Here is a 26774-nt window from a genome sequence, read left to right as displayed (position 1 = left end):
CAGGCTGGAGCTCTGCTGTCGCCGGACATCTCTGCCCTAGCATCCGGACATGACAGTCCTGCCCCACGACGGGCTCTCACTGGCCGCCGAGTTCTCTTCCACGACCCATGAGCAGTGGCAGCGCCTGGTGGAAGGCGTCCTGCGCAAAGCGCGCAAGGAGGTCTCCGCCGCGACGGCGGAGGACGCGCTGTCCACCGCGCTGGAGGACGGGCTCACCACCCGCCCCCTGTACACGGCGCACGACGACGCTCCCGACCCAGGATTCCCCGGTTTCGCCCCCTTCGTGCGCGGCGGTCGGCCCGAGGGGAACACCGCCGGAGGCTGGGACGTACGGCAGCGGCACGCGACGCTCGTCGGCGACGCGGTGCTCGCGGACCTGGAGAACGGTGTCTCCTCGCTCTGGCTGACCGTCGGCCCGGACGCGATCCCGGTGTCGTCGCTCGCCCAGGCCCTCGACGGTGTGTATCTCGACCTGGCACCCGTCGTCCTGGACGCCGGACAGGAAGTCGAGTCGGCGGCACGGGAGTTGCTGCGGCTGTGCGAGGAGCGGGGCGTCGCCAGGGAGGCGGCGCGCGGCAACCTCGGCGGCGATCCGCTGGGCCACGAGGCCCGTACGGGTAAGGAGTTGGACTTCGCGCCGGTCGTCGCGCTGGCGCGGCTGTGCGCGGAGGAGTACCCGGGGCTGCGCGCGCTGACCGTGGACGCGCTGCCGTACCACGAGGCCGGCGGGTCGGCCGCGCAGGAGCTGGGGGCGTCCCTGGCGACCGGGGTCGCCTACCTGCGGGAGCTGACCGAAGCGGGGCTGTCCGTCGAACAGGCTTGTGCGCAGCTGGAGTTCCGGTACGCGGCCACCGCCGATCAGTTCCTCACGATCGCCAAGCTGCGCGCGGCGCGGCGGCTGTGGGCGCGGGTCGCCGAGGTGTGCGGGGCGCCGGCGGCCGGGGCACAGGTGCAGCACGCGGTGACCTCGCCGGTGATGATGTCGCGCCGCGACCCGTGGGTGAACATGCTGCGTACGACGGTCGCCACGCTGGCCGCCGGGGTCGGCGGCGCCGACTCGGTCACCGTCCTCCCCTTCGACCACGCGCTGGGCCTGCCGGACGCGTTCGCGCGCCGGATCGCCCGCAACACCTCGACGATCCTGGTCGAGGAGTCGCATCTCGCGCGGGTGATCGACCCGGCGGGCGGCTCCTGGTACGTGGAGCGGCTCACCGACGAACTCGCCCACGCGGGCTGGGAGTTCTTCCAGTGGATCGAGGAGCTGGGTGGCCAGGCCGCCGCCCTTCGTGCCGGGAGCGTGGGGGAGGCGCTGGCCGCCACCTGGGCGGCCCGCTCCGCCAGGCTGGCCAAGCGGCGCGAACCCGTCACCGGTGTCAGCGAGTTCCCGAATCTCGCCGAGCGCCCCGTGGAACGCGAGCCCGCGCCCGAGCCGCCGCCCGGAGGGCTCCCCCGAGTGCGGCGCGACGAGGCGTACGAGGCGCTGCGCGCCCGCTCCGACGCCCACCTCGCCGCCACCGGAACCCGACCGCGCGTCTATCTGGCGGCCATCGGCCCGGCCGCCGCGCACAGTGCGCGGACCACCTTCGTCTCGAACCTCTTCCAGGCGGGCGGCATCGAGCCCGTCACGGCGGGCACCTTCGAGGAGAGCGGCGCCACCGAGGTCTGCCTCTGCTCCAGTGACACGCTGTACGAGGAGCGGGCGGCGACCGTGGCGGCGGAACTGAAGGCCGCCGGCGCCTCGCACGTGTTCCTCGCCGGCCGTCCCGGGCAGTACACGGACGTCGACGCGTACGTCTTCGCGGGCTGCGACGCCGTAGCCGTGCTCTCCGCCACCCTCGACCGTATGGGAGCGTCCTGATGGGAATCCCCGACTTCTCCGGAATCGACCTGGGGACCCCGACCGCCAACGCCGGTGCCGACGACTGGCGTACGGCCGTCAAGGCGGCCACCGGATCGGACGGGACCTTCTGGGAGACCCCGGAGGGCATCGCGGTCAAGCCGCTCTACACGGGCCGTGACCTGGAGGGCCTGGACTTCCTGGAGACGTACCCGGGCGCTGCGCCCTATCTGCGCGGCCCGTACCCGACGATGTACGTCAACCAGCCCTGGACGATCCGCCAGTACGCGGGTTTCTCCACCGCCGAGGAGTCCAACGCCTTCTACCGGCGCAATCTCGCGGCCGGTCAGAAGGGCCTGTCGGTCGCCTTCGACCTGCCCACGCACCGGGGTTACGACAGCGATCATCCGCGGGTGACCGGTGACGTCGGCATGGCGGGCGTCGCGATCGACTCGATCTACGACATGCGGCAGCTCTTCGATGGCATCCCCCTCGACAAAATGACCGTGTCCATGACGATGAACGGCGCGGTACTGCCCGTTCTCGCGCTGTACATCGTGGCGGCGGAGGAACAGGGCGTCGCGCCCGAGAAGTTGGCGGGAACCATCCAGAACGACATCCTCAAGGAGTTCATGGTCCGCAACACCTACATCTATCCACCGAAGCCGTCGATGCGGATCATCTCCGACATCTTCGCGTACACCTCGCAGCGGATGCCCCGCTACAACTCCATCTCGATCTCCGGCTATCACATCCAGGAGGCGGGTGCGACAGCCGATCTGGAGCTGGCGTACACGCTCGCGGACGGCGTCGAGTACATCCGGGCGGGCCGTGAAGCGGGCCTGGACGTCGACGCGTTCGCGCCCCGGCTCTCCTTCTTCTGGGCGATCGGCATGAACTTCTTCATGGAGATCGCCAAGTTGCGCGCGGCACGTCTGCTGTGGGCCAAGCTGGTCCGGCAGTTCGACCCGCAGAACGCCAAGTCCCTTTCCCTGCGCACCCATTCGCAGACCTCCGGGTGGTCGCTGACGGCGCAGGACGTGTTCAACAACGTGACGCGTACGGCCGTGGAGGCGATGGCGGCGACGCAGGGCCACACCCAGTCGCTGCACACCAACGCCCTCGACGAGGCGCTCGCGCTGCCCACCGACTTCTCGGCGCGCATCGCCCGCAACACCCAGCTGCTGATCCAGCAGGAGTCGGGCACGACCCGGGTCATCGACCCGTGGGGCGGCAGCGCGTACGTGGAGAAGCTGACGTACGACCTCGCGCGCCGTGCCTGGCAGCACATCGAGGAGGTCGAGGCGGCGGGCGGCATGGCCAAGGCCATCGACGCGGGCATTCCGAAGCTGCGCATCGAGGAGGCCGCGGCGCGCACCCAGGCGCGCATCGACTCCGGACGCCAGCCCGTCATCGGCGTCAACAAGTACCGTGTGGAGACCGACGAGCAGATCGACGTCCTCAAGGTCGACAACTCCTCCGTACGCACCCAGCAGATCGAGAAGCTGCGGCGGCTGCGCGCGGAGCGCGACGAACGGGCCTGCCAGGACTCGCTGGACGCGCTGACCCGGGCGGCGGGCGGTGAGGGCAACCTGCTGGAGCTGGCGGTGAACGCCGCCCGCGCGAAGGCCACGGTCGGGGAGATCTCGGACGCGCTGGAGAAGGTGTACGGGCGCCACGCGGGCCAGATCCGTACGATCGCCGGGGTGTACCGCAACGAAGCAGGCGAGTCCCCGTCCGTCGACCGCACCCGGGCGCTGGTGGACGCCTTCGAGGAGGCCGAGGGGCGCCGGCCGCGCATCCTGGTCGCCAAGATGGGCCAGGACGGCCACGACCGCGGCCAGAAGGTGATCGCCACCGCCTTCGCTGATCTCGGTTTCGACGTCGACGTCGGCCCGCTGTTCCAGACCCCCGGCGAGGTCGCCCGGCAGGCGGTGGAGGCGGACGTCCACATCGTCGGGGTGTCCTCGCTGGCCGCCGGGCACCTCACCCTCGTACCGGCGCTGCGCGAGGAGCTGGCCGCCGAGGGACGGGAGGACATCATGATCGTCGTCGGTGGGGTCATCCCGCCGCAGGACGTGCCGACCCTGCTGGAGATGGGTGCGGCGGCCGTGTTCCCGCCGGGGACGGTGATCCCGGACGCGGCGCACGACCTCGTCCAGCGGCTCTCGGCCGACCTCGGGCACGACCTGTGATCGATCTCGACACGTACGTCAAGGGCGTACTCGGCGGGAAACGGGCGATCGTGGCGCGGGCCATCACCCTCGTCGAGTCGACCCGGCCCCAGCACCGGGCGCTGGCGCAGGAGTTGCTGACCGAGCTGCTCCCGCACAGCGGCCGGGCCCGGCGGATCGGGGTCAGCGGGGTGCCGGGGGTCGGGAAGTCGACGTTCATCGACGCGTTCGGCACGATGCTGACCGGGCTCGGGCACCGGGTGGCGGTCCTCGCCGTCGACCCGTCGTCCAGCCGTACCGGCGGCTCGATCCTGGGCGACAAGACCCGGATGGAGCGCCTGGCGGTGGACCCGGCGGCCTTCATCCGGCCCTCCCCCACGGCCGGCACCCTCGGCGGGGTCGCCAAGGCGACCCGCGAGTCGATCGTCGTCATGGAGGCGGCGGGCTACGACGTGGTGCTGGTGGAGACGGTCGGCGTCGGCCAGTCCGAGACCGCCGTCGCCAACATGGTCGACTCGTTCCTGCTGCTGACGCTGGCCCGCACCGGCGACCAGTTGCAGGGCATCAAGAAGGGCGTCCTGGAGCTGGCCGACGTACTCGCCGTCAACAAGGCGGACGGCCCGCACGAGCGCGACGCCCAGTCCGCCGCACGGGAGTTGGCGGGCGCCCTGCGGCTGATGCACGGCAAGGACATGGCCTGGACACCGCCCGTACTGACGTGCAGCGCCCGCGAGTCGACCGGCCTGGACACCGTCTGGGACCGTCTCGAACAGCATCGCACCCTGCTCGACTCGACCGGCCGCCTCACCGCCAAACGCCGGGACCAGCAGGTCGACTGGACGTGGACGATGGTCCGCGACGAACTCCTGGGCCGCCTGCACGCCGACGAAGCGGTACGCGCTGTCACACCCGACCTCGAACAGCAGGTACGGGAGGGCGAGTTGACGGCCACGCTGGCGGCCGAGCGCATCCTTAAGGCATTCGGCAGCGGCTGAGAAACGGTGCTGAGCCGCTCGGCGCCGGCCGCACGGCGCGGGTGCCGGGCCGAGCAGGGCCGCCACCCGGTGCGGGGTTCCGGCCCTCGTGGCCACGGGTGCGCCCCGGGACGCGAGGGCCGCCTTGCCGATGGCGTACGCGACGGTCCAGCGGCTGCCGCAGCGCCGGGCTCGAGAACGGGTTGGCGCCGGCAGGACCAGCGCCTCCAGCTCGCCCTGCCCGGCACGCCGTTGGGGATCCGTACCCGCCGTCTCGGCCCCGGCGTGCACAATCCCGTCTGCCCATGGGGTACTTATCCTGGGCCCCGGTCCCTCCTCGGCCGCCGCATGGTTGATGATGGGCGGGTCATGACCATGCTCCGTACGCCGACGACGCGCTCCGCGCCGCTGCCCGTGTTCCGGGCCGCGGTCTTCGCCGTCGTCGGTACGGTGCTCGGGGTCAGCGCGCATCACCTGGTCGCCGAGGGCCCGGCTCCGTGGCGGTCGAGCGGCGCGGCGGCGGTGCTGCTGTTCGCCGTGGGGCTGGGCGGAACCAGGCGCCCGCGTTCGCTTGCCGCCGTGGTGCTGACGAGCGCGGCGGCGCAGACGGGTCTGCATGTGTGGCTGTCGGCCACGCACTCGCGACGCCAACTGACGGCCACGGCCGTGGACATGGGCACGCACGCACGTCATGCGATGCCCGCCCACGGGACCTGGCCGCCCGAGCGGCTGCACGACTCGGCTGCCATGACCGTCCTCCACGCCGTGGCCGCCGTACTCGTCGCCGTGCTGCTGCACCGCGCGGACGCGGCCTGCTGGTCGCTGGCGCGCGGTCTGACCGGCGCCGTCGACGCGGTACGGACGCGGATCGCGACCGTACGGGCCCTGCTCGACGGCCTGCCGGTGCCCACGGGACGCGGATCGCGGGTGCGCCGCCCGCGCCGGACGGAGCCGCCACCGCTCAGGGGGGCGCTCCTCGCAGACGTGCTGGTACGGCGAGGTCCCCCCTCAGCTGGGCCCGCTCTCGCCAACTGACCCCGCCGGCACGGCCCGTCACAGACGGCCGTTCCGTGCCACCGCACGCCCGGAAAGACCCGGAGACACCCATGTTCACTGCCCCCACCCAGTACGTCACCGCACGGCGCCTGGCCCTCGCGGCCGCCGCTTCCGGCGCCGTTCTCCTTCTCACCGCCGGTCCGGCTTCCGCCCACGTGGAGGTCGAGTCCGCCAAGGCCCAGGCTCTCGCCGAGAACGTCGAGATCTCCTTCGACGCGGAGGCGGAGTCGGACACCGCCGGGATAGCCGCGGTCCGGGTGATCCTGCCCAAGGGCATCGCGCCCGGCGACGTGACCTACGGCGAGGGCCCCAAGGGCTGGAAGTTCACGGCCGCCGACGACGGCTACACGATCAAGGGCCCGGCTCTGAAGGCCGGCGTGAACGCCGAGTACTCGGTCGTCGTACGGCAGCTCCCCGATGTGAAGGAGCTCGCCTTCAAGTCGCTGCAGACCTACAGCGACGGCAAGATCGACCGCTGGATCGAGCTGGACGAGAGCAGTGAGCAGCCGGCTCCGGTGCTCAAGCTGAAGGCGGCCGCGCCGGGCGCGAAGCCGGTCAGCCCGTCCCCGAGCGAGACGGCGTCGGAGTCGCCGTCGCCGTCGCCGTCCGTGTCGCCGACGCCCACCGCCGAGGCCACGGAGCCGTCGGCTTCCGCGTCGGCCGAGGCGGCGAGCGACGACGGGGGGATGTCCGCCGGGGTCTGGATCGGCGTCGTGGCCGCCGTGGTCGTGGTGGCGGGTGCGGCTGTCTATCTCGTACGACGACGCTCTTCCAGCCCGTCCAGCGTCTGAGGACAAGGCCCGTTCAGGGCCGGTAAGGGGGGCCTGGGGGCGGCAGCCCTCAGGCCCCCGCCGCTCCTCAGTCGTGGGGCGCCTTGCCGCTGACCCTGTGGTCGGCATGGCTCAGCGCCTCCATCACCAGCCGCCGCAAGTGCCCGTCCCGCAGGCTGTAGTGGACGTACCGACCCTCGCGCCGGGTCTCCACCAGTCCCGCGAGCCGCAGTTTCGCGAGGTGCTGGCTGACGGCCGTCCGCGACGCCTCGCACCGCTCGGTCAGCGAACCGACGTCCGACTCGCCCTGCGCGAGCAGCCACAGCAGATGCAGCCGCGTCGCGTCGGAGAGCAGCGCGAACACTTCGGTCGCCTCCGCGAGTCGCGCGCTGTCCGGGGCGCGCAGATGCGCATCGGCCGCAGGTGGCAGGGTCTCGCGAGCAGGCATGCCCTCAGCGTAGAGGCAGGGCACCGGTGTGGGTGTCGGCGTACCGATTTCCGCATCTACATGTGCACGGATGCGCACATGTGACTACAGTGGACGCAGTCGCGCCCGCCTTCCCGACCGGCCGAGGACAGCCTCATGCTCGCCGTACTGCGCAACCGCGCCTACCGCCGCCTCTTCACCGCCCAGGTCGTCGCCCTGATCGGCACCGGCCTGGCGACGGTCGCCCTCGGACTGCTCGCGTACGACCTCGCGGGCGCCGACGCCGGATCGGTGCTCGGCACCGCGCTCGCGGTCAAGATGGTGGCGTATGTGGCGATCGCCCCGGCCGTCGGCGCGGTCGCCGACCGCCTGCCTCGTCGCACGCTGATGGTCGCGGCGGACCTCACCCGGGCCTCGGTCGCGCTGCTGCTGCCGTTCGTGGACCAGGTGTGGCAGGTGTACGTCCTGATCTTCCTGCTCCAGGCCGCCTCGGCCACGTTCACGCCCACCTTCCAGGCCGTCATACCGGACGTGCTGCCCGCCGAACGCGACTACACCCGGGCCCTGTCGCTGTCCCGGCTCGCCTACGACCTGGAGAGCCTGTTCAGCCCGGCCCTGGCCGCCGCGCTGCTGTCGCTCATCACCTACAACTGGCTGTTCCTGGGCACGGTGTTCGGCTTCGCCGCCTCGGCCGCCCTGGTCGTCTCCGCCGCACTGCCGACGCCCGGCGCCGCCGCCACTCCACGAACCGGCGGTGTGTACGCCAGAACGGCCGCGGACACCCGCCTCTTCTTCGCGGTCCCCCAGTTGCGCGCGCTGCTCGCCCTCGATCTGGCGGTGGCCGCCGCGGGCGCCGTGGTCACCGTCAACAGTGTGGTGTACGTCCGCGATCAGCTCGGCCGCAGCGCCGCCGACGTCCCCCTGGCGCTCGGCTCGTACGGCGCGGGCTCGATGGTCGTCGCGCTGCTGCTGCCCCGGATGCTCGACCGGGTCCCGGACCGTACGGTGATGCTGCGCGGGGCGCTGCTGCTCGCCTGGGTCTTCGTCGCGCTCGGCGTCATCACCGGTGCCGGCGGCGGCGGTTGGCGCTGGCCGGCGCTGCTCGTCTGCTGGGCCGCGTTCGGCGCCGCCTGCTCGATGGTGCTCACCCCGACCGGACGGCTGATCCGCCGCGCGGTGCCGCCCGAGCGGCGTACGTCCGCGTTCGCCGCGCAGTTCTCTCTCTCGCACGGCTGCTGGCTGCTCACGTACCCGCTGGCCGGCCGGCTCGGCGCGGCGGCCGGGCTCCAGCCGGCGGTACTCGTGCTGGGTGCGTTGGCCCTGGCCGGCGGGCTGCTCGCCGTACACCTGTGGCCGCCGTCGGCAGCCGCCGCGCCCGTCGAGCACGAGCACGCCGGTCTTCCCGCCGGACACCCGCACCTGTCCGACGCGACGCGGGTCCGGGGCGGCTGGCGGCACAGCCACCACCCGCTGCTCGACAGACTGCACGCCCACAGCTGACGTCGACGGTGCGGACCTGGGGCAGGAGGTTCACGAGGTTAGAGGGCCGTCACAGGGCATTGATGTGACTGACGACCGTCTACCGACCCGGTGTCCCCGGGAGTGGGAGTGCGCGATGACAGACGCCAGGAAGGGCGAGGCCCCCGAGGTCTCCTACGCGTCCGAGGCCGACCGGACGGATCCTCTCGTCCAGTTGTCCCTGGAGCAGTTGCGCCGGCGCACCAGCCTGAAGTGGCGTACCCACCCGGCGGACGTGCTTCCGCTCTGGGTGGCGGAGATGGATGTGCCGCTGGCTCCGCCTGTCGCCGAGGCGCTGCGCACGGCGATCGACCTCGGTGACACCGGATATCCGTACGGGAGCGCCTACGCCGAGGCCCTCGCCGGGTTCGCCGCCGAGCGGTGGCGGTGGGACGGGCTGCGCGTCGAGCACACGGCGATCGTGCCCGACGTGATGCTGGGCGTCGTCGAAGTGCTCCGGCTGGTGACCGGTCCGGGGGACGCGGTCGTCGTGTGTTCCCCGGTGTACCCGCCCTTCTACGCGTTCGTCGCCCATGACGCCCGTGAGGTCGTCGAGGCCGGCCTCGGTCCCGACCTGCGCGTCGACCTGGCCGCCCTGGAGGACGCCTTCGTACGGGCACGACGTGACGGCCGCCGTGCCGCGTTCCTGATGAGCAACCCGCACAATCCGACCGGTGTCGTCCACACCCGCCAGGAACTGGAAGCCGTCGCGGCCCTCGCCCGCGAACACGGAGTGCGCGTGGTGTCCGACGAGATCCACGCCCCTCTGGTGCTGCCGGGGGCCGTCTTCACCCCGTTCCTCAGCGTTCCCGGTGCCGAGAACGCGTTCGCGCTTGTCTCCGCGTCCAAGGCGTGGAACCTCGCCGGGCTGAAGGCCGCCCTGGCCGTCGCGGGCTCCGAAGCCGCCGCCGAGCTTCGGATGCTTCCGGAGGAAGTCGGCCACGGCCCCAGCCACCTCGGGGTCATCGCCCACACGGCGGCGTTTCGCGCGGGCGGGGGCTGGCTCGACGAGCTGCTTCTCGGGCTCGACGCCAACCGGCGCCTGCTGGGGCAGTTGCTCGACGAGCACCTCCCTGACGTGCGCTACCAGCGGCCCGAGGGCACCTATCTGGCCTGGCTGGACTGCACCTGGCTGGGACTGCACGACGAGCGGCAGGGCACCGAGGGTCCCGGCGTCGTGAGCGATCTGGCCGGACCCGCGAGAATGTTCCTCGACGAAGCCAGGGTCGCCCTCAGCTCCGGCCATGTCTTCGGCTCCGGCGGCGAGGGACACGTACGCCTCAACTTCGCGACGTCACCGGCCGTTCTGCGCCAGGCGGTGACCGGAATGGGACGGGCGGTCCGCGCTCTTCGGCAATGAGCCCTGTCCGGTCTCGGCCGATACGGCCGACGGGAGTCCCGGGGCAGCCCGAGGTCAGGCGTCGGCCAGTCCGGGGAGGTGTTCGGCGAGATGCATGGCGTGCAGACGTGCGAACTCGTCGTGCGAGCAGCGTCCGTAGGCGGGGTGGGGGGCGTGCGGTCCCGGGTGGCCGGTGAACAGGGCCACCGCGTCCGCGAGGCCGGACGCCGCCTCTGCCGACGGCAGGCTCGGGTCCAGTGGCGGAGCTCCGTCGATCTCCGCGCCGAGTGAGTGCTTCGTCGCTCCGCGGCTCAGGAAGAGGCGTTTGGCCAGGGCGCCGGCCGTGGCCCGGAACAGGGCGGGCTTGAGTCTGGGGTATCCGGTCACGGAGTAGCGGACTGTCTGGGCGCAGTGCTGCAGCGTCTGGGACAGGTTCCAGGGACCGCCCGGCGCCAGCAGGTCGCCTTCGGGGCGGCCGAGGTGCTTGGGCAGTCGCTCGGTGAGCTCGGTAAGGGTGTGCGAGGAGGCCATTTCGATAGCATACATTGCTACTAACGGTCAATATTTCGTGTTTCGTGTGCTGCTGACCGGACATCAGTGTCGGGCGCCCCCCTCAGCAACAGTCCGCGTCCGTGCCGCCCGTACCGACGTCCAGACGGCAGAAGCAGGACGCCTCGATCGGGACGTCCGCCAGGGCGACAGCGATCTTCAGCTGCTGGGCCACGATCCGCGCTTCCCCTTCCCTGCCCAGACGGGCGAGGCACTCGTGGAACCCGTGCAGGGCCCAGACGTTGCCGGGATGCCGCACCGCGCGCGGAAGGGTCTCGTCGAGGCCGAGGTCGGCGCGGTAGACGGCTTCCGCCTCGGCGACGCGGCCCTGTTCGAGGAGGAGGGCGCCGTAGGCGTGCCGGGTGGGCTGCATCCACCCCCACGGCTCGTCGTAGGGGAGGTTGTCGGACAGTTCGACGGAACGCTCCAGCGCGGCGAAGGCGGCCTCGAAGTCGCCCTTGCGGTAGTCCAGTTCGCCGTCGAGCAGCGCCGACGCGACGGCGAGGATGTCGGAGCAGGTGTTGTTGAACAGCATCCGGGTCTTCGGGACCCGGGTGAGCGCCGCGCGGAACAGTTCGCGCTCGGCCTCGGCCTCCGCGATCCGGCCGGTGGCGGACAGGGCGACCCCTCGGGCGTACCGGAGCATGGCCGTCGTCACGCTGTACAGCGACGGGTCGGCGGGCAGCGGCAGTTCGAGGATGTCCGGCCAGCGGCCGAACCGGATCAGCACATGGACGCGCATGGCGAGGAAGCCCTCCAGCCAGTCGGCCATGGGCGGGCTCTGCACGCGCAGGAGTTCCTCCGGGACGGCGGCCTCCAGTTGCGCGGCGGCCTCGAGCGCCGTCCGGGACTGGCCCAGGAACATCGCGCCGTAGATCTTGAAGTGGTGGTTGTGCGCCCGGTAGAGGGTGTAGAAGTTCATCGCGCCGGACCGCTCGCGGAACTTCTCGTCGGCGGCGATCGCCGTGCTGTTGTCCGCCACCACGCGCCGGTAGTCGCCGCAGAGGACGTCCAGATGGGTGGGCATGTGCAGCAGGTGGCCGGCGTCCGGGACGAGGCCGCGCAGCCGGTCCGCGGCGGGCAGGGCGGTCTCCGGGGCGCAGGACATCTCCATCAGGTGGAGGTAGAGGTGCAGGAGGCCCGGGTGGCGTGATCCGGCGTCGGTCGCGATCGCCCGCTCCAGGACGGTTTTCGCGGCGAGGGTGCGGGCGCCCTCGGCCGGTTCGCCCGAGCGTACGTCCCACAGTTGCCAGGGCGTCAGGTTCATCAGCGCGTCGGCGTACAGGGCGGCGATGTCCAGGTCGTCGGGGGCCAGTTCGTACACCGTGCGCATGCTGTCCGCGTAGGGCTCGTTCCAGACCGAGCAGTCCTCGACGGCCTCCCCCTGCGGGTACCGGGCCCGCAGGGCGGCGATCAGGGCCTGTTCGACGGGAGTGGCACCGGCCGCCTTCCGCCGGGCGAGTTCGACGGCGGCGTGGGTGCGGGCGACAGTCCGTGTGAGGTCCTCGCCGGCGAAGAACGCCCAGGGTTTGTTGTAGTTCGGGCCGAGTGCGTAGGCGATGCCCCAGTGGGCCATGGCGCAGTCGGGGTCGGCCGCGGCGGCGGCCTCGAAACAGGCGACGGCCTCCTCGTGGTGGAAGCCGTACGTCCACACCAGGCCCCGGTCGAACCACCTCTGGGCCTCGGCGGACGACGTCGTCACGGGCCGACTGTGGGTGCCGAGGTCGTAGGGGTAGGTGTCATCGTGGTGATCGTGGCCATCGTGGCCGGAGTCGTGATCCATTGGTCTCTCCCGCTCCCTGGGGCCTGTCCGCCGAGACTAGGGGCCGCCTTCGCCCCCCCGGCAGTACGCGTTACCGCCGCCTCCGGCGCTGACCCCGGGGGGCCCGGTCATAAGATCACCCTCGTAGGCGCGAACGATGTTGACGGCCTGAGCGGGCGTCAACAGCCGTTCGGGGTGCGGGAAGTGACGAGAGGAAGCGGCGTGAGCGAGCAGGACGGCACGGCAGAGGGACGCGGTCGGCTGGACACCTCGGTGGCCCACAACGCGCGGGTGTGGAACTACTGGATCGGCGGCAAGGACAACTACGTCGTCGACCAGGCGGTCGGCGACCACATCGACGCCATGTTCCCGCTGATCCGCAGCGTGGCCCGCGCGGACCGCGCCTTCCTCGGGCGGGCCGTGCGCTTCCTGGTCGCCGAGCGGGGCGTGCGGCAGTTCCTGGACATCGGGACGGGGCTGCCGACGGTGGACAACACCCATGAGATCGCCCAGCGCATCGCGCCCGAGTCACGGATCGTCTACGTCGACAACGATCCGATCGTGCTCGCGCACGCCCGTACGCTGCTGACCGGCACGCAGGAAGGGGCCACCGACTACATCGACGCGGACGTGCACCGCCCCGAAACCATCGTCGGCCGCGCCTCGGACACCCTCGACTTCGACCGGCCCGTCGCCGTCATGATGCTGGGCATCCTGAATTTCGTGCTCGACACGGAACAGGCGCGGGACATCGTGCGCCGGATCATGGCGTCGGTGCCGTCGGGCAGCCACCTGGTCCTGACCCATCCGACGACCGACTCGGACCTCGGCGGTGAGGGAAACATCGAGGCGATGAAGTTCTGGAACGAGAACGCCACCCCGCCGATCACCGCCCGCCCCCGTGCCGAGGTCGCCGCCTTCTTCGACGGTCTGGAACTTCTCGACCCGGGGCTCGTCTCCTGTGCGCAGTGGCACCCGGAGGACGACTCCGCCGGCGCCCTGCCGCAATTCGGCGCCGTCGCCGTGAAGCCCTGACCGGAAGCCCTGATCGGAACCTCCGTCCCTTCAGCCCTTTAAACAAGAAAAGGCACAGCGATTCCACCGGCTGTTTTCGGACGCGCATTCATAGGGCGTCGGCGATAATCGGTATATGGGTACGACAACGTCTGAGCTACTGGCCGCGTCGAGCGATCTACTCAACGTAACGGCCGCATTTGTCGCGGGCCTGTTCATCGCTGGTGCACTGATCTGGGCCTTCTGGTTCGGCATGCGGGTCCGGGACCGGGAATCCGCCCGCCCCCGTCCCGACGAACAGCCCACCCTCCCGCCTTCCGGTCCGGTCCGCGAGATCCGCGAGATGCGAGAGCCCGACGAAATGCCGCACGCGGACCAGGACCGGGAGCGGCTCCTGCCGCACGAACTCCACCCCGCGTCGACGAAACGACGGGAGGACCAGCAGCGCGGACGTTGGGATCCCGGTTCCAGTGGCTCCTTCGGCAGTGGCGGCCTGGGGCGCCACTGACCTGTCGGCGACCTGCCCCCGGTGGGCCGGGGGCCCGGTGGATCATGGGCCGAGAGCTGTGAAGGGCTGCCCGGATACGGTTGCCCACAACCCGACGCAACCATTCACGCGTTCGATTCGTATAACTCCTTGAAGGCGGGGCACCGGAGACCGGACAGTTGTTATTTCCGGACCTCCACCGTCCACTTGACCGACGTCGTCGCCGATCGAGGAGAAGCGATGCAGCTGTTCGTCCTGAACTACGCGCGCCCGGCTGAGCAGTTGGAGGCGAGCACTCCGTACAGCTACGACAGCGGACTGCAGTTGAATGTGTTGCCGGGTGGGCACATCGCCGCTCATGACCATGCCGTGATGCGGGAATTCGGGGCCACCACGTCAACTGCCGGTTCCAAGACGCACTTCGACGACTGAGCGTGGACCTGACACGATGACGGTCCTGGTTCTGACGTCCGACCACGATGTGACGGCGGATCTCGTGGTGGCCCGACTCAATGGCACCGGTGTTCCCGTGGTCCGGCTCGATCCCGCCGATCTGCCCGGCACTGTCGCCCTCTCCGGCGAGTACGCGCACGGCGCTTTTCGCGGGCATCTGTCCGTCGGGGGCAGGCTGGTGGGCATGGACGGGCTGCGGTCCGTCTGGGTGCGCAGGCCGGGGGTTCCGGGCACGCGGGCCGGCGAGCCGTCCGGCTGGCTCACCGAGGAGGCCTCGCAGGCCTTCTACGGCATGCTCCGGGGCACCGGCGCGCGCTGGATGAACCACCCCGACGCCGCCGCCCGGGCCCGCCACAAGCCCTGGCAGCTGCACCTCGCCCAACGCAGCCGACTCCCCGTACCGGCCACGCTGATCACCACGTTCCCGCAGGCGGCCCGGGACTTCGCGGGGCGGTTTCCCGATCTGGTCGTCAAACCCGTCTCCGGGTCGCATCCACAGGAGCCGCCCAGGGTGGTGCCGACGAGCCGGGTGGCACCCGACGTCGACTTCGCCGCCGTCGCCTTCGGGCCCACCCTGTTGCAGCGCCGGGTCGACAAGCGGGCCGACGTCCGCCTGACAGCGGTCGGCGACCGCGTCCTCGCCGCCCGCAAGGCCGTCGCACCCGACGCGCATCCCGACGACATCGATGTCCGGTTCGCACCCTCGGACGAGCCGTGGCGACCGGTCGACGTGCCGACGCGGCTCGCCGAGGCCGTGCACCGGTATCTGCGGGAGGCCGAACTCGCCTATGGGGCCTTCGACTTCGCGGAGGATCGCGACGGGGTCTGGTGGTTCCTCGAATGCAACCAGTCGGGCCAGTTCGGCTTCGTCGAGATGGACACCGGGCAGCCGATCGCCCAGTCCGTCGCCGACTGGCTGTCCGGGGAGGGGTCGCCCGAAGCACAGCCGCATCCGTAGACCCCCAGGGAGTCATGACACAGACAGCGTCACCCGCCCCACACGTTCACCACTGTTAATGGGATCCATTTTCATGTAGCGTCCTGTCTCGCTTGCCAACCGAGGAGGATTCCCATGGCCGTTCCCAAGCGGAAGATGTCCCGCAGCAACACCCGTCACCGCCGCGCCCAGTGGAAGGCGACCACCACCCAGCTGGTGGCGGTCACTGTCGACGGGGTCGCGCACATGGTGCCGCAGCGGCTGGTCAAGGCGTACGAGCGCGGGCTGCTCCGGCCCTGACCCGCCGCCCCGCCAAAGTGCCCGGCCCCGGCCTCAGTTGTTCCAGCTCTCGTCGTACGGGTCACGCGGCGTCACCACCGGTTTGGCCCCGGTGATGTCGAAGAACGGAATGACGCCGTGGTTCACCGGGTCCTTGGTCCGCCGGTCCGTGTAGGTGCCGGTGAGTTCGAGCCAGGTGTCTGGCTGGAGCACCGGGGGGATCCGGCCGGTCAGCCCGACCTTGACCGGCTGGGCGTCCGCCGCACAGCAGTTGAGGGCCATCCGGACGAGGTACGGGGTGCCCTTGCCGTCGAGCGCGACGAACCCGGTGATGACGATCCGCCGGTGACCCAGTGAGCGTCCGTGACCGTAGGCCGCGCGGCCCGCGTAGTCGACGAGGCTGAGGCGTACGGGGTCACCGGAGGGCAGGGGCGCGTAGGCCAACGGCGCCTGGAGGGCCGTACCCGTGCGCAGGGCGCTGTAGGAGCCCAGGGCGGGCGGGGCCACCAGGATCAGCGCGAACAGGGGCAGGACCAGGAGCCAGGAGACCCGGGGTTCGCGGTGGATGTGACCCCCGTTGTCGTGGGCGTCCATGTCCTTGTCGTGGGCGTCGGCCTTGTCGTCGGGGCCGGTCTTCGCGAGTTTCCGCTCGTACCAGACCGTCGCCAGCGCGGCCACCATCAGCACCGCGCCGGCGCCGACGACCATCGGCTGGAGCCCCGCCTTGACGTAGCGCAGATACAGGTCGGTGGTGCCGGCGTGCACCATCGCCCCGCCGACCAGGAACAGGACGACCGCCTGTGCCTGCCGGTTCACAGGAGCACCGTCCCGACGAGGACCGCCGACGCCACGGCCATGACGAAGGTGGCCGGCGCGAAGCGGAGGGCGAAACCGCGGCCGAAGGTGCCCGTCTGCATGGCGAAGAGCTTCAGGTCGATCATCGGGCCGACCACGAGGAACGCCAGTCTGGCCGTGAGCGAGAACTGGGTCAGGGACGCGGCGACGAACGCGTCCGCCTCCGAGCAGATCGACAGCAGCACCGCGAGGACGGCGAGCGCGAGGACCGCCACCACGGGGTTGTCCGCCGCGAGGCTCAGCCAGCTCGCCGGGACCACTGCCTTCAGGGTGGCGGCGGCCATGGCGCCGACGACCAGGAAGCCGCCCGCGTGCATCACGTCGTGCCGTACGGAGTTCCAGAACGCGGCAGCCTTGCCGAGGCCCTCGTCCGAGGGGTGGGCCGGCGGGCGCAGCCAGTTCGTGCGGCCGAGCCGCTGCCAGAGCCAGCCCATCGCGCACGCCGCGAGCAGGCTCGCGACGAACCGGGCGACGACCATCTCCGGCTTGCCGGGGAACGCGATGGCGGTCGCGGTCAGCACGATCGGGTTGATCGCCGGGGCGGAGAGCAGGAACGCCAGCGCCGCCGCCGGGGCGACCCCCCGCCGCACCAGCGCGCCGGCCACCGGCACCGACGCGCACTCGCAGCCGGGCAGGATCGCTCCGGCCATCCCCGCGACCGGTACCGCGAGGGCGGGCCGGCTGGGCAGGGCCCGGACGAAGAACGACGGGGGTACGAACACCGCGAGCAGCGCCGACAGCAGCACGCCGAGGACGAGGAAGGGCAGGGCCTGTACGACGACGGCGACGAACACCGTCATCCAGCTCTGCATCACCGGCGCGGACACCGCCCGGCGGATCGCCCCCTGTGAGGCGACGACGAGTATCAGCAGCATGGTCAGGACCAGCGGCGAGCTGAACTGCCAGCCCTGCTGCTCGCCGCTCGCCCGGTCCGGCGGAGCCTCCGCGTCGCGGTGGCCGGCCCCTGGCGGGGCCGCTTTGGTGGTGCTCACGGGCGAGGTACCTCCGGGCGTGGCTGTGCTGCGTGCGTTCCCTGCCACTCCAGTACGCCGGGACGGGCAAGGTTGCTCATTTTGCGAGATCGGGGAACGAGCTAGGTTGGCGCGTATGCAGTCCTACACCATTGGTCAGGCCGCCCGTCTGCTGGGCGTGAGCCCCGACACCGCGAGGCGGTGGGCGGACGCGGGCCGGGTGAAGACCCACCGCGACGAGGGCGGACGACGCCTGATCGACGGCCGGGATCTGGCCGCCTTCTCGATCGAGCTGGCGGGCTCCGGCGCGGGCACGGGCTCCGGCGAGGAGGAGCCGTCGTACACCTCCGCCCGGAACGCCTTCGCCGGCATCGTCACGGCCGTGAAACTCGGTGATGTGGCGGCCCAGGTCGAGATCCAGGCGGGCCCGCACCGGCTGGTGTCGCTGCTGACCCGGGAGGCCGTGGAGGAACTGGGCCTGGAGGTCGGGGTGGAGGCCACGGCCCGCGTGAAGTCGACGAACGTGCACATCGACCGGACATGAGCGGGACATGAGCCGGGCATCAGCCGGGTGCGGGGCCGGAGAATAAGCGGTGGCCCGCGTCCACGGGGCCTGGCTACGATCGCGCCATGGTGGAGACACTCGGCACGTGCACCGACCAGTTCGCGCCCGTGCGCGAGGCGTTGACGGCATCGCTCAACGACAAGGACGTGGGCGCGTCCGTCGCGGTGTACCTGGACGGCGAGCCGGTGGTCGACCTGTGGGGCGGCCACACGGACGAGGCGCGTACCGACCTGTGGCAGCGCGACACGATCACCAACACGTGGTCCACGACGAAGACGATGACGGCGCTGTGCGCGCTGGTCCTCGCCGACCGGGGTGAACTCGACCTGGACGCGCCGGTCGCCCGCTACTGGCCGGAGTTCGCGGCGAACGGCAAGGACGACGTCCGGGTACGGCATCTGCTGGGCCACACGGCGGGCCTGCCCACCTGGGACGCTCCCATGACGATCGAGGACCTCTACGACTGGCCGACCGCCACCGCCCGCCTCGCCGCCCAGGCTCCGGCCTGGAAGCCCGGCACCGAGGCCGGCTACCACGCCTCCACCTACGGCCACCTCCTCGGCGAGGTGGTCCGCCGGATCACCGGCCGCAGCCTGGGTGCCTTCTTCGCCGAGGAGATCGCCGGGCCGCTCGGCGCCGACTTCCACATCGGGCTGTCCGCCGAGCACGACCACCGCGTCACGCCCGTGATTCCCCCGGCCGAGCGTCCGCGCGACCCGGACGCGGAACCCGACCGCCCCGGCAACCCGCCCATCGTGGCCGGCACCGCCAACACCGAGGCCTGGCGGCGCGCCGAGATCCCCGCCGCGAACGGCCACGGCAACGCCCGCTCGGTCGCCGCCGTCCAGTCGGTACTGGCCTGCGGGGGCACCGCACGAGGCGTACGGCTGCTGTCGGAGGCGGGCTGTGCACGCGTCCTGGAGGAACAGTTCAACGGGACGGACTCGGTCCTGGGCGGGCCCATACGCTGGGGCATGGGGTACAGCCTGTCCGACCAGCTCCCCAACCCCCGCACCTGTTCCTGGGGTGGCTGGGGCGGCTCGATGGTCCTGGTCGACATGGACGCGCGCCTGACGGTGGCGTACGTCATGAACCGCATGATCAACTCGGGTGACCCCGGTGACGACCGGGCCTTCCTGATGGTCGCGGCCGCCTACGAAGGTCTGTCCGGGTGAGAGACTCGGCCGCGTGGAACGCCCTCTCTCCTCCCCCGCACCCACCTTCGACGAACTCCTGGGCCGGGCCAGGGCGCTGGTCCACGGTGACCGGCGTGCCGTGCTCGGTATCGCCGGGAGTCCCGGCTCGGGCAAGACGACGCTCGCGGAACGGCTCGTCCGGGCGCTGAACGGCGACGGCTCGCCCTGGGTCGCCCATGTGCCGATGGACGGTTTCCATCTCGCCGACGTCGAGTTGGAGCGGCTGGGCCTGCGCGACCGCAAGGGCGCGCCCGACACGTTCGACGCGGCGGGGTACGCGGCGCTGCTGCGGCGACTGCGGGAGAACGGCGACCGGGAGATCGTCTACGCGCCGGGGTTCGAGCGGGTGCTGGAGCAGCCGGTCGCGGGGGCGATCCCGGTGTTTCCGTCGGCGCGGCTCGTCATCACCGAGGGCAACTACCTTCTCCTGACGGAGGGTTCGTGGTCGCGGGTGCGGGCCCAGCTCGACGAGGTGTGGTTCTGCGCGCTGGACGAGGACGAGCGGGTCCGTCGGCTGGTCGCCCGGCACGAGGAGTTCGGCAAGGACCACGCCACCGCCCTCGCGTGGGTGCTGGGCACCGACCAGCGCAACGCCGATCTGGTGGCGGCGACCCGGGACCGGGCGGATCTGGTCGTGGAGACGCGGATCTGAGCGACGCGCGGAGGCCGAGCAGCGGGCGGGTGGGCTGCTCGGCCTCGTACGTTTCGGGTCGTCCGCCTTCTCAGTCGAGAAGCGTCAGCTCCGGTTCGCCGTGGGCGTCGCCCGCCGCGTCGCCGATCACGGCCGTGAAGGCCTCCGTGCGCACCCGCAGACCTTCCGGCGTGGTCTCGAAGACCGGCGTGAACTCGGCGTCGTCGGCGCCGCCGTACCGTACGGCGAAGACGCTCAGCCCCTCCGGCGCGCCGGGGGCGGGGTCTGCCTCCAGTGCCGTGGAGCTGACCAGGTGGCGCCAGCCCTCGTCGGGGTTGCCGTAGCCGCGTGGGTCCGCCGCGAGGGCGAAGGCCGCCCGCTCCTGGGACATGTCCGAGCGGGCGTCGAAGTGCTCCACCCCGGCGGACTGCGGGTGGGTCAGACGCAAGGGGCCCGCCGAGACGACGTCCCCGGGTTGCGCCGTCCGGCGGATCCGGTCGCCGTCGTCGGTGGCGTACGGCAGGCCGGCGAGCAGGTACGGGGTGCCGTCGAAGTGTTCGACGGCGACGGTGACCCACAGGGTCGTGCCGTCCGTGACGTACAGGGACCGGAGGTGGCGCAGGACGTGGTCGCGGCCGACGACCGGCTTGGTGACCAGCTTGGCGGCGAGGGCGGCGGTGCGTACGTCCCGTACGCGGACCTCGCCCATGGGGCGGCACAGCAGGAAGCCCTCGGTGACGGGGCCGTGGCCGTGCTGACGGTTGACGGCGGCGGGCAGGTAGTACGTTCCGGCGGCCTCCACGACCGTCGGGGTCACGTGACTGTCGAAGGCGACCGAGACCGTGCCCGCGCGCAGTTGGTGGCGGACGGGGGCCTCGGAGGGTTCCCGGTGCCAGCGGGTGGTGTCCTGGATCTGCCAGATCAGCATCCACGCGAAGTGGCCGTCGACCCCGCCGCCGGCGTTGACCGCGTGCCGGGCCCAACGGCTGTCGCACCGGTAGCGGCCGAGGTCGGAGCCGATACGGGCGCCGAAGTAGCGCAGGCCGAGGACGGACTCGAAGGCGGAGTGCTGCTCGCTGTAGCGGGGGCCGCCGTTGTCGAACCCGCCGCCGGTGAGGCGGGCGTCGATGTAGCGAGCCAGGGCGTCGCCGTCCTCGGCGAAGATCTCCTCACCGCTGATCCGGTGGGCCTGGGCGAGGAAGGACAGGGAGATCGGGCCGTAGTTGTTGTCGTAGGCGCCGCCGTGCTCGGGCGGCAGCAGTGCGCCGCGGTCGCGGACCCGGTGTGCGTGGATCTTGTCGGTGTACAGCTCCAGGGCGCGGGCACGGACCGGCTCCCCCTCCGGCGGGGGCAGTTGGCGTGCCAGCATCAGGCCGCCGACCACACAGCCGATCGCCTGGTTGCCCGCCTCCTGGGGATTGAAGAAGGTCGCCTCGGTCAGCCAGCGCCAGTAGCCGCGCGCCACCTCCAGCAGCCGTGCGCGCTGCGTGTCGTCGACGAGGCCGTCGGCCAGGTCGAGCACGTTGACGGCCTGGAGCAGCGCCCAGACGGTACTGGGCCAGTCGCCGATGGGGTGTGCGCCCGTCGCGAGGGTGTAACGGGCGTACGGCAGACCGGAGTTGCGGACCCTCAGGTTGGGGTAGCCGGGGTTGTCCTCGGTGTAGACGCGCTCTCGCAGGTGGAAGGCGAGGCTGCGGTGCACCGCTTCCGGCAGCCGGGGGTCCTTGCCGCGCTGCCAGGCGAGTGCGAGGAGCGAGGTGATGCCGAGCGAGGTGTCGCCGATGTCGTCGACACTGTCGGGGTGTTCGAGGTTGCCCTCGGGCGTGAGGCGCGCGAGGGCCTGCTCGACGACGTCGGCGAGGACCGCGTCGTACGCCTCCGGGCTGTCGGGCAGGTCGTGGAGGGGGCCGCGCTGGTGCGTGAGGTGCACGGGGATCAATCCTTCATGCCTGGGGTGGCCATGGCGTGGTTGGGCGGGGTCACACAACGGGGGTGGGCCGGTGGGCGCGCAGTGCGACGGCCACTGTGTGCGGGCCGAGTCCACCGATGTGGACGCGGTTCCCGGTCGTCGCGTCGGTGCCGCGCACCACCGTGTGATCCTGCCCCGGGTCGTACCGCAGTACGTCACTCCGGTCCGGCCCGGCGAGCGGTTCGCCCGCCTCGACGTCTACCTCGACCCGGATCTCGTCGTCGCCGGCCCGGTAGGTCATCAGGCCGGTCGTCAGGCACCAGCGTTCGTCGCCGATCGGGACTGCGCCCTCGGGCACTCCGCCCGGCCGGAAGGTCAGTTCCAGGGCCCAGGGCACCGGGGGGCCGCTGATGTCGATCCGCAGGTCGGCACCGTCCTCCCGCAGGTCCACCTCGACGAGGGTCGTGTGGGAGACCTCGTCCCGAGGACGGTCCGGGAAGGCCATCGCGGCCGAGAAGCGTCCGTCGTCCACCAGTCGGTAGTCGCCGTCGTCCCGCCTCCGGTCCTTCGGGAGCGGCTGGTAGTAGGCGGCCGTGAGGGTTTCGGTGAGCCGGTACCGGTTGTCGGCGAGCCGTCGCATGTCGGCGGCGCGGAACGGACCCAGATCGAAGAAGCCGCGGGAGAGACGGACCGCGTCAAGGACGGCGGCACCGGCGAACAGGCGCAGGAAGGTGGGGTTGCAGGCGAGGCCCGAGCGGATGCGCCGGTGCACGGGCACGTCGGAGCCGCCGTACACCACGGTGTGCGCGGTGGCCGAAGCGTGGTGCGCGAGGCGTGCGGTGCTGAGGTACCGGGCGCGCGGGAGCTTCTCCGCGTGCGGGGACGGCAGTTCGCGGCTCAGGTCCGGGGTGAGGAGGGTCTGGGCGAGGAGGTCGGGGTCGTCGATGCCGCCGGCGGCCGCCAATCGCGCCGGCCTGGCGAAGTCGCCCCGGCCGGTGCGGATCGCGAGCAGCCGGTAGTGCGGCAGGTAGGGCGCCAGCGGGAACGGGTGGTTCTGGTCCTGCCGACGTGAGTGGACGGTCTCCACAGTGCCGTCCGGCCTGATGAGGTCCAGGGTCGTGGCGAGGTTGCGTTCGACGGCGTCGAGCAGGTCGGTGCGGTCGAGGACTTCGGCCAGCAACAGCAGCGCAGGGTTGGTCACATGGGACGCGTAGCCGGCGCTGCGTTCCGAATACAGGCCCTGCGCGTCGATGTCGACGCCCTCGGAGAGCCACTCCTCGACGCGGGCGAGCAGCCGGTCGTCGGGGAACGACCGGTGCAGGCGGGCCAGCGCCGCGCACAGCTCCCAGCGGTGGTTCGGGGTGTGCACCCCACCGGTCAGGAGACTCCCCGTGGCGGCGCCGGCGATCTCGGCGAGCGCCGCCGTGACGTCGTGCAGTTCCGGTCCCGCGCCGACGGCGAGGACGTGCGCGTCACACACGTCGTTGACGCTGAAGGCGGAGTCCGGCGGTGACTGCACATTGTCGCCGCCGGCGAAGAGGCCGGTGGTGGTCTGCGTGGCCCGCAGCGCCCGGACGTGGGTCATCGCGGCGGCGACGGCCCGGCTGCTGCCGTGCAGTGCCGAATCCGGGGAACGGTACGCCGCGACCAGCGTCTTCACCCTGCGCGCCAGACCACGGTGCGGCACACCGACGGGTTCCTCGTCGGGCGCGGTCGCCATCGGGACGGCCGACCGGTCGGCGGCCGCGGCCACCGCGCTGACGAACTCGTGGTCGAGCGGGCTCGGCAAGGTCAGTCCTTCAGGCCGGCGTTGATGTCGGCGCCCATGACGTAACGCTGGAAGACCAGGAAGATGACGATCAGCGGGATCATGGAGATGACCGATGCGCCGAGCAGTACCGACCAGTTGATGTTCTGCGCGCCGACGATGCTCTGGATGCCGATCTGCACGGTGAACTTGTCGGGGTCGTTGAGCATCAGCAGCGGCCAGATGTAGTCGTTCCAGCGCCACTGGAAGGACAGGATGGCGAGGGTCAGCATGATGGGCCGGGAGATCGGCACCATGATCCGCAGGAAGATCGACAGCTCACGCGCGCCGTCGATGCGTGCGGCTTCCACGAGTTCGTCGGGGACCGTCAGGAAGAACTGGCGGAACATGAAGCATCCGGTCGCGGTGAGCACGGCCGGGAGGATGATGCCGGTGAACGAGTTGTAGAGGCCGAGGTTGCGGACCACGAGGAAGGACGGGGCGAGCATGACCTCGCCGGGCAGCATCGTGGTGGCCAGGATGCAGATGAAGAAGGCCTTCAGCCACCTGTTGTCGTACTTGGCCAGCGCGTACCCGGTGCAGCAGCTGACTCCCACCGTGAGGATCGTGGTGATCACGCACACGAGGGCCGTGTTGAGGAAGTACTGGGAGAAGTTGGCGCTGCGCCACGCGGTCAGGTAGCCCGACAGGGTGGGGTTGTGCGGAACCAGCGACAGCGGATAGGAGAACAGGTCGCTGGCCGGCTTGAGGGAGCTGAGGATGAACCACAGCACCGGCAGCCCGTACAGGCACGCCAGGATCCACAGCAGGGTCGTCGCGGGCACCGCTCGCCGGAGCCCGCCACGGTCCCTGGGGGGCCGCTTCTTGGAGACGGCCCGTGCGGGACCGGCGTCGGCCGGGCGTGGGATGTCTGTGGTTGTCATCGGTTCTCCACCCGCCGGTTGACGATCAGCTGGACGATCGCGACGGCCATCAGGATGAGCATGAGCACGAACGACGCGGCGCTCGCGTAGCCGATCTGGCCCCGTTTGAAGCCGGTCTCGTAGATGTACTGGACCAGCAGGTTGTTCGACGTACCGGGTCCGCCGTTGTTGAGGGCGACGAACACCGGGTATTCCTTCATCGCGTTGATCGTGTTGAGCAGGATGACGATGAACGAGGTGGGCGCGATGCTCGGCAGCGTGATGCTGATGAACTGGCGCCATGGGCCGGCGCCGTCGAGCGAGGCCGCCTCGTAGTACGACACCGGTACGTTCTTGATCGCCGCGATGAACAGCAGCATCGAGAAACCGGTCCAGGTCCAGGATGCCGCCATCACCACCACGAGCAACGACAGGTCCGCGTTCGACTGCCACGGGACGGCGCTTCCGCCGAGCTGCTCGATGACGTAGTTGACCAGTCCGAAGTTCTCACCGAACAGCCACCGCCACAGGACACCCACGACGATGGGCGACAGCAGCCAGGGGATGAAGAAGATGACGCGGGCGACCGTCCCCCCCTTGGCGTGCTTGCTCACCAGCAGGTTGGCGATGAGCAGCGAGGCCCCGAAGTTCAGCGGGACGAAGAGCACGGCGTACAACAGGGTCCGGGTCAGCGCGCCGTAGAAGGCGGAGTCCCCGATCAGGTTGTTGTAGTTGTCCAGTCCGATGAACTGGAACGCCCCCACACCCGTGTAGTTCGTGAAGGAGTAGAGGAGCCCGATCACCGCCGGCCAGACAAAGAACAGCGAGAACAGCACGACATTGGCCGCGATGAGCACGAGCGGCGCAAGGGTGTACTTGCTGCGTCTCCTGGGCGGGCTCACGGACACGTCCGAGGCGCGTTTGGTCATCTTCCTGACTCCGTGCTGGTCGAATGGATTCCGGTGAGCTCACACCATGAGCCCGGCATTGCGTGGGCGCGGGGGCCGGGCGGCGACGCCGGGACACCGCCGCCCGGCCCTCGCGCCGACGATCAGCCGCCGACCTGCTGGTTGTAGCCGGCCACGATGTTCTCCAGGGCCTTGTCGGCCGACTGCTGGCCGTTGATCGCCTTGCCGAGCTCCGTCTTGGTCGGGTCCTCGGTGAGGGTCTTGCCCTTCAGCACCCAGTCGTTCTGCGCGCCGCTGAAGTAGCCGGAGATCGGGGCGTAGAGCGGGATCGACTCGTTGTACAGCTTGTACGCCGCCTGCGCCGCCTCGGACTTGAAGGGGTACTTCGGGTTCAGTCCGCTCTCGACCGGCAGGAACCCGGACGTCTCGCACAGCACCTGGTAGTGGGCCGGCTCGTACAGCCAGGACAGGAACTTGGTCGTGGCGGAGGCCGCGTCGGCGTTGTTGTTGAAGCCCACCGTCAGGCCGCCGCTGTTGACGTCGCTGGCCTGCACCGGCTGGGCGGGGGTCGGGACGCTCGCCCACTCGAACTTCTTGACGCTGTCCGCGAAGGCGGGGACCTGCCACACGCCGGACCAGTAGGCGACCACGTCACCGCTCTGGAACATGGCCGACGGGTCGGCGCCGCTGGTCCACACCGACTTCGGCATGGTCTTGTCGTCGTTCAGTTTGACGAAGTAGTTCACGGCCTTCTTGGTCGCCGCGTCCGCCGAGAACTTGCCGGAGTCGTCCGCGTGGACGTACTGCCCGCCCATCTCGTACACCATGGCGCGGAGCCTGGACGGCGACTGGTCGAAGGTCAGGGAGTACTTGACCTTGGTCTTGTCCCGGACGGTGTTGGCCGCCTTGATGAACTCGTCCCAGGTCCAGGTCTTCTGGGGCGAGGTCGGGAAGGGGACCCCGGCCTTCTCGAAGAGCGACTTGTTGATGAACATGCCGGACGCGGTGACGTCCGAGGGGATGGCCAGCACCTTCCCGGACTTGTCCTTGGCCAGGAAGTTGGCGTTGATGTTGTTGCTCTTGTTGTTGGCGATGGTACTGAGGTCGAGCAGCTTGTTCGACCAGATCGGGTCCAGCGCCGGCACGGCCGCCACGTCGGGCAGGGAGTTCGCCTGCGCGGCGTTGTGCAGCTTCGTCGTGTAGCCCTCGTAGGGGATGTTGACGAGCTTGACGTCGACGCCGGTGTCCTTCTTGTACTGCGCGATCAGCTTCTTCCAGCCCGCGTCCTGCCCCGGAACCGTGGAGATCCAGAACGTCAGCGACTTGGAGGTGCCCCCCGAGTCGGATCCACCCCCGCAGGCGGAGAGCAGCAGGGCACCCGCCGACGCGACGGCAGCGAGGGGAACCAGGCGGCGCATACCGCCGCGGCCGAGTCGGCTGGAGCGCCGCACACCCACAGTGGTCATCTTCGATCCCTTTTTTTCGTGGTTAGG

Annotated in this window: 25 protein-coding genes; 15 read left to right on the top strand and 10 right to left on the bottom strand. The window is 70.8% G+C overall.

Annotation, left to right across the window (positions count from 1 at the left end):
* The first annotated feature begins 49 nt into the window (after nucleotides 1-49).
* The 5 genes from ADL01_RS17230 (at nucleotide 50) to ADL01_RS17210 (ending at nucleotide 6832) form a co-directional block, all read left to right on the top strand.
* Complete coding sequence (locus ADL01_RS17230; protein ID WP_053742888.1) at nucleotides 50-1858, top strand: methylmalonyl-CoA mutase family protein; 1809 nt, start codon at nucleotides 50-52, stop codon at nucleotides 1856-1858.
* Nucleotides 1858-4032 (top strand): methylmalonyl-CoA mutase, encoded by a 2175-nt coding sequence (scpA, locus tag ADL01_RS17225; protein WP_053742887.1) that lies wholly within the window; start codon nucleotides 1858-1860, stop codon nucleotides 4030-4032. The genes ADL01_RS17230 and scpA overlap by 1 nt, the downstream gene beginning before the upstream one ends.
* Nucleotides 4029-5006 (top strand): methylmalonyl Co-A mutase-associated GTPase MeaB, encoded by a 978-nt coding sequence (gene meaB, locus ADL01_RS17220; RefSeq protein WP_053742886.1) that lies wholly within the window; start codon nucleotides 4029-4031, stop codon nucleotides 5004-5006. Before scpA ends, meaB begins: the two co-directional genes overlap by 4 nt.
* A gap of 348 nt (nucleotides 5007-5354) precedes the next feature.
* Nucleotides 5355-6020 (top strand): hypothetical protein, encoded by a 666-nt coding sequence (locus ADL01_RS17215; RefSeq protein ID WP_053742885.1) that lies wholly within the window; start codon nucleotides 5355-5357, stop codon nucleotides 6018-6020.
* 71 nt (nucleotides 6021-6091) lie between these two features.
* Complete coding sequence (locus tag ADL01_RS17210; protein ID WP_053742884.1) at nucleotides 6092-6832, top strand: DUF1775 domain-containing protein; 741 nt, start codon at nucleotides 6092-6094, stop codon at nucleotides 6830-6832.
* A gap of 67 nt (nucleotides 6833-6899) precedes the next feature.
* Here the strand turns inward: ADL01_RS17210 and ADL01_RS17205 are convergent, their stop codons facing one another.
* A complete protein-coding gene (locus ADL01_RS17205) occupies nucleotides 6900-7259 on the bottom strand; it encodes an ArsR/SmtB family transcription factor (RefSeq protein WP_053742883.1) in 360 nt (119 codons plus the stop codon).
* Nucleotides 7260-7394: 135 nt separating this feature from the next.
* Between ADL01_RS17205 and ADL01_RS17200 the strand changes: the two genes are divergently transcribed.
* Nucleotides 7395-8738, top strand: coding sequence for an MFS transporter (locus tag ADL01_RS17200; protein ID WP_053742882.1), 1344 nt, complete (start codon nucleotides 7395-7397; stop codon nucleotides 8736-8738).
* A gap of 115 nt (nucleotides 8739-8853) precedes the next feature.
* Nucleotides 8854-10116, top strand: coding sequence for a MalY/PatB family protein (locus ADL01_RS17195; protein WP_053742881.1), 1263 nt, complete (start codon nucleotides 8854-8856; stop codon nucleotides 10114-10116).
* Nucleotides 10117-10170: 54 nt separating this feature from the next.
* Here ADL01_RS17195 and ADL01_RS17190 read toward each other — a convergent pair whose 3' ends face one another.
* On the bottom strand, nucleotides 10171-10626 hold the full coding sequence (locus tag ADL01_RS17190; RefSeq protein ID WP_053742880.1) for a DUF1569 domain-containing protein: 456 nt from the start codon (nucleotides 10624-10626) through the stop codon (nucleotides 10171-10173).
* Between the two features lie 82 nt (nucleotides 10627-10708).
* Complete coding sequence (locus ADL01_RS17185) at nucleotides 10709-12427, bottom strand: tetratricopeptide repeat protein (RefSeq protein ID WP_053742879.1); 1719 nt, start codon at nucleotides 12425-12427, stop codon at nucleotides 10709-10711.
* A gap of 201 nt (nucleotides 12428-12628) precedes the next feature.
* Between ADL01_RS17185 and ADL01_RS17180 the strand changes: the two genes are divergently transcribed.
* The 5 genes from ADL01_RS17180 (at nucleotide 12629) to rpmF (ending at nucleotide 15597) form a co-directional block, all read left to right on the top strand.
* On the top strand, nucleotides 12629-13441 hold the full coding sequence (locus ADL01_RS17180) for an SAM-dependent methyltransferase (protein ID WP_053742878.1): 813 nt from the start codon (nucleotides 12629-12631) through the stop codon (nucleotides 13439-13441).
* 115 nt (nucleotides 13442-13556) lie between these two features.
* Entirely contained in the window at nucleotides 13557-13928 is a 372-nt protein-coding gene (locus tag ADL01_RS17175) for a DUF6479 family protein (RefSeq protein ID WP_053742877.1), read from the top strand.
* A gap of 219 nt (nucleotides 13929-14147) precedes the next feature.
* Nucleotides 14148-14339 (top strand): putative ATP-grasp-modified RiPP, encoded by a 192-nt coding sequence (gene tgmA, locus ADL01_RS17170; protein ID WP_053742876.1) that lies wholly within the window; start codon nucleotides 14148-14150, stop codon nucleotides 14337-14339.
* 16 nt (nucleotides 14340-14355) lie between these two features.
* Nucleotides 14356-15318, top strand: a complete 963-nt coding sequence (tgmB, locus tag ADL01_RS17165) for an ATP-grasp ribosomal peptide maturase (protein WP_053742875.1) — start codon at nucleotides 14356-14358, stop codon at nucleotides 15316-15318.
* Nucleotides 15319-15432: 114 nt separating this feature from the next.
* A complete protein-coding gene (rpmF, locus tag ADL01_RS17160; RefSeq protein WP_053742874.1) occupies nucleotides 15433-15597 on the top strand; it encodes a 50S ribosomal protein L32 in 165 nt (54 codons plus the stop codon).
* A gap of 33 nt (nucleotides 15598-15630) precedes the next feature.
* Here rpmF and ADL01_RS17155 read toward each other — a convergent pair whose 3' ends face one another.
* Nucleotides 15631-16392 carry a TIGR03943 family putative permease subunit gene (locus tag ADL01_RS17155; protein ID WP_053742873.1) on the bottom strand — a complete coding sequence of 254 codons (762 nt, stop codon included), beginning with the start codon at nucleotides 16390-16392 and terminating at the stop codon, nucleotides 15631-15633.
* Nucleotides 16389-17423, bottom strand: a complete 1035-nt coding sequence (locus ADL01_RS17150; protein WP_053742872.1) for a permease — start codon at nucleotides 17421-17423, stop codon at nucleotides 16389-16391. Before ADL01_RS17150 ends, ADL01_RS17155 begins: the two co-directional genes overlap by 4 nt.
* Nucleotides 17424-17538: 115 nt before the next feature.
* Between ADL01_RS17150 and ADL01_RS17145 the strand changes: the two genes are divergently transcribed.
* The 3 genes from ADL01_RS17145 (at nucleotide 17539) to ADL01_RS17135 (ending at nucleotide 19815) form a co-directional block, all read left to right on the top strand.
* Nucleotides 17539-17946: a TOBE domain-containing protein gene (locus ADL01_RS17145; protein ID WP_053742871.1), complete on the top strand. Its 408-nt coding sequence runs from the start codon at nucleotides 17539-17541 to the stop codon at nucleotides 17944-17946.
* An 86-nt stretch (nucleotides 17947-18032) separates the two neighbouring features.
* The gene (locus ADL01_RS17140; RefSeq protein ID WP_053742870.1) at nucleotides 18033-19142 is read left to right on the top strand and encodes a serine hydrolase domain-containing protein; all 1110 of its coding nucleotides are present in this window, start codon (nucleotides 18033-18035) and stop codon (nucleotides 19140-19142) included.
* A gap of 13 nt (nucleotides 19143-19155) precedes the next feature.
* Nucleotides 19156-19815, top strand: a complete 660-nt coding sequence (locus ADL01_RS17135) for a nucleoside/nucleotide kinase family protein (RefSeq protein WP_053742869.1) — start codon at nucleotides 19156-19158, stop codon at nucleotides 19813-19815.
* 70 nt (nucleotides 19816-19885) lie between these two features.
* Here the strand turns inward: ADL01_RS17135 and ADL01_RS17130 are convergent, their stop codons facing one another.
* From ADL01_RS17130 to ADL01_RS17110, 5 genes are all read right to left on the bottom strand, one after another.
* Nucleotides 19886-21724 carry a hypothetical protein gene (locus ADL01_RS17130; protein WP_053742868.1) on the bottom strand — a complete coding sequence of 613 codons (1839 nt, stop codon included), beginning with the start codon at nucleotides 21722-21724 and terminating at the stop codon, nucleotides 19886-19888.
* 49 nt (nucleotides 21725-21773) lie between these two features.
* On the bottom strand, nucleotides 21774-23492 hold the full coding sequence (locus ADL01_RS17125; protein ID WP_053742867.1) for a hypothetical protein: 1719 nt from the start codon (nucleotides 23490-23492) through the stop codon (nucleotides 21774-21776).
* Between the two features lie 2 nt (nucleotides 23493-23494).
* Complete coding sequence (locus ADL01_RS17120) at nucleotides 23495-24394, bottom strand: carbohydrate ABC transporter permease (protein WP_053742866.1); 900 nt, start codon at nucleotides 24392-24394, stop codon at nucleotides 23495-23497.
* Complete coding sequence (locus ADL01_RS17115; protein ID WP_053742865.1) at nucleotides 24391-25302, bottom strand: carbohydrate ABC transporter permease; 912 nt, start codon at nucleotides 25300-25302, stop codon at nucleotides 24391-24393. The genes ADL01_RS17120 and ADL01_RS17115 overlap by 4 nt, the downstream gene beginning before the upstream one ends.
* Nucleotides 25303-25424: 122 nt before the next feature.
* On the bottom strand, nucleotides 25425-26747 hold the full coding sequence (locus tag ADL01_RS17110; protein WP_053742864.1) for an ABC transporter substrate-binding protein: 1323 nt from the start codon (nucleotides 26745-26747) through the stop codon (nucleotides 25425-25427).
* Nucleotides 26748-26774: the final 27 nt, after the last annotated feature.

The organism is Streptomyces sp. NRRL WC-3618, assembly GCF_001280005.1.
Classification (GTDB): domain Bacteria; phylum Actinomycetota; class Actinomycetes; order Streptomycetales; family Streptomycetaceae; genus Streptomyces.
This window is presented reverse-complemented; position numbering and strand designations above follow the sequence as displayed.

Excerpts from the sequence above, each read along its gene's own strand:
- scpA (WP_053742887.1), top strand. The coding sequence starts at position 1,858 with ATGGGAATCCCCGACTTCTCCGGAATCGACCTGGGGACCCCGACCGCC.
- ADL01_RS17145 (WP_053742871.1), top strand. The coding sequence starts at position 17,539 with ATGCAGTCCTACACCATTGGTCAGGCCGCCCGTCTGCTGGGCGTGAGC.
- ADL01_RS17210 (WP_053742884.1), top strand. The coding sequence starts at position 6,092 with ATGTTCACTGCCCCCACCCAGTACGTCACCGCACGGCGCCTGGCCCTC.
- ADL01_RS17115 (WP_053742865.1), bottom strand. The coding sequence starts at position 25,302 with ATGACCAAACGCGCCTCGGACGTGTCCGTGAGCCCGCCCAGGAGACGC.
- ADL01_RS17190 (WP_053742880.1), bottom strand. The coding sequence starts at position 10,626 with ATGGCCTCCTCGCACACCCTTACCGAGCTCACCGAGCGACTGCCCAAG.
- ADL01_RS17185 (WP_053742879.1), bottom strand. The coding sequence starts at position 12,427 with ATGGATCACGACTCCGGCCACGATGGCCACGATCACCACGATGACACC.
- ADL01_RS17120 (WP_053742866.1), bottom strand. The coding sequence starts at position 24,394 with ATGACAACCACAGACATCCCACGCCCGGCCGACGCCGGTCCCGCACGG.
- tgmB (WP_053742875.1), top strand. The coding sequence starts at position 14,356 with ATGACGGTCCTGGTTCTGACGTCCGACCACGATGTGACGGCGGATCTC.
- ADL01_RS17230 (WP_053742888.1), top strand. The coding sequence starts at position 50 with ATGACAGTCCTGCCCCACGACGGGCTCTCACTGGCCGCCGAGTTCTCT.
- ADL01_RS17200 (WP_053742882.1), top strand. The coding sequence starts at position 7,395 with ATGCTCGCCGTACTGCGCAACCGCGCCTACCGCCGCCTCTTCACCGCC.
- ADL01_RS17215 (WP_053742885.1), top strand. The coding sequence starts at position 5,355 with ATGACCATGCTCCGTACGCCGACGACGCGCTCCGCGCCGCTGCCCGTG.
- ADL01_RS17195 (WP_053742881.1), top strand. The coding sequence starts at position 8,854 with ATGACAGACGCCAGGAAGGGCGAGGCCCCCGAGGTCTCCTACGCGTCC.
- ADL01_RS17175 (WP_053742877.1), top strand. The coding sequence starts at position 13,557 with ATGGGTACGACAACGTCTGAGCTACTGGCCGCGTCGAGCGATCTACTC.
- ADL01_RS17110 (WP_053742864.1), bottom strand. The coding sequence starts at position 26,747 with ATGACCACTGTGGGTGTGCGGCGCTCCAGCCGACTCGGCCGCGGCGGT.
- rpmF (WP_053742874.1), top strand. The coding sequence starts at position 15,433 with ATGGCCGTTCCCAAGCGGAAGATGTCCCGCAGCAACACCCGTCACCGC.
- ADL01_RS17205 (WP_053742883.1), bottom strand. The coding sequence starts at position 7,259 with ATGCCTGCTCGCGAGACCCTGCCACCTGCGGCCGATGCGCATCTGCGC.
- ADL01_RS17140 (WP_053742870.1), top strand. The coding sequence starts at position 18,033 with ATGGTGGAGACACTCGGCACGTGCACCGACCAGTTCGCGCCCGTGCGC.
- tgmA (WP_053742876.1), top strand. The coding sequence starts at position 14,148 with ATGCAGCTGTTCGTCCTGAACTACGCGCGCCCGGCTGAGCAGTTGGAG.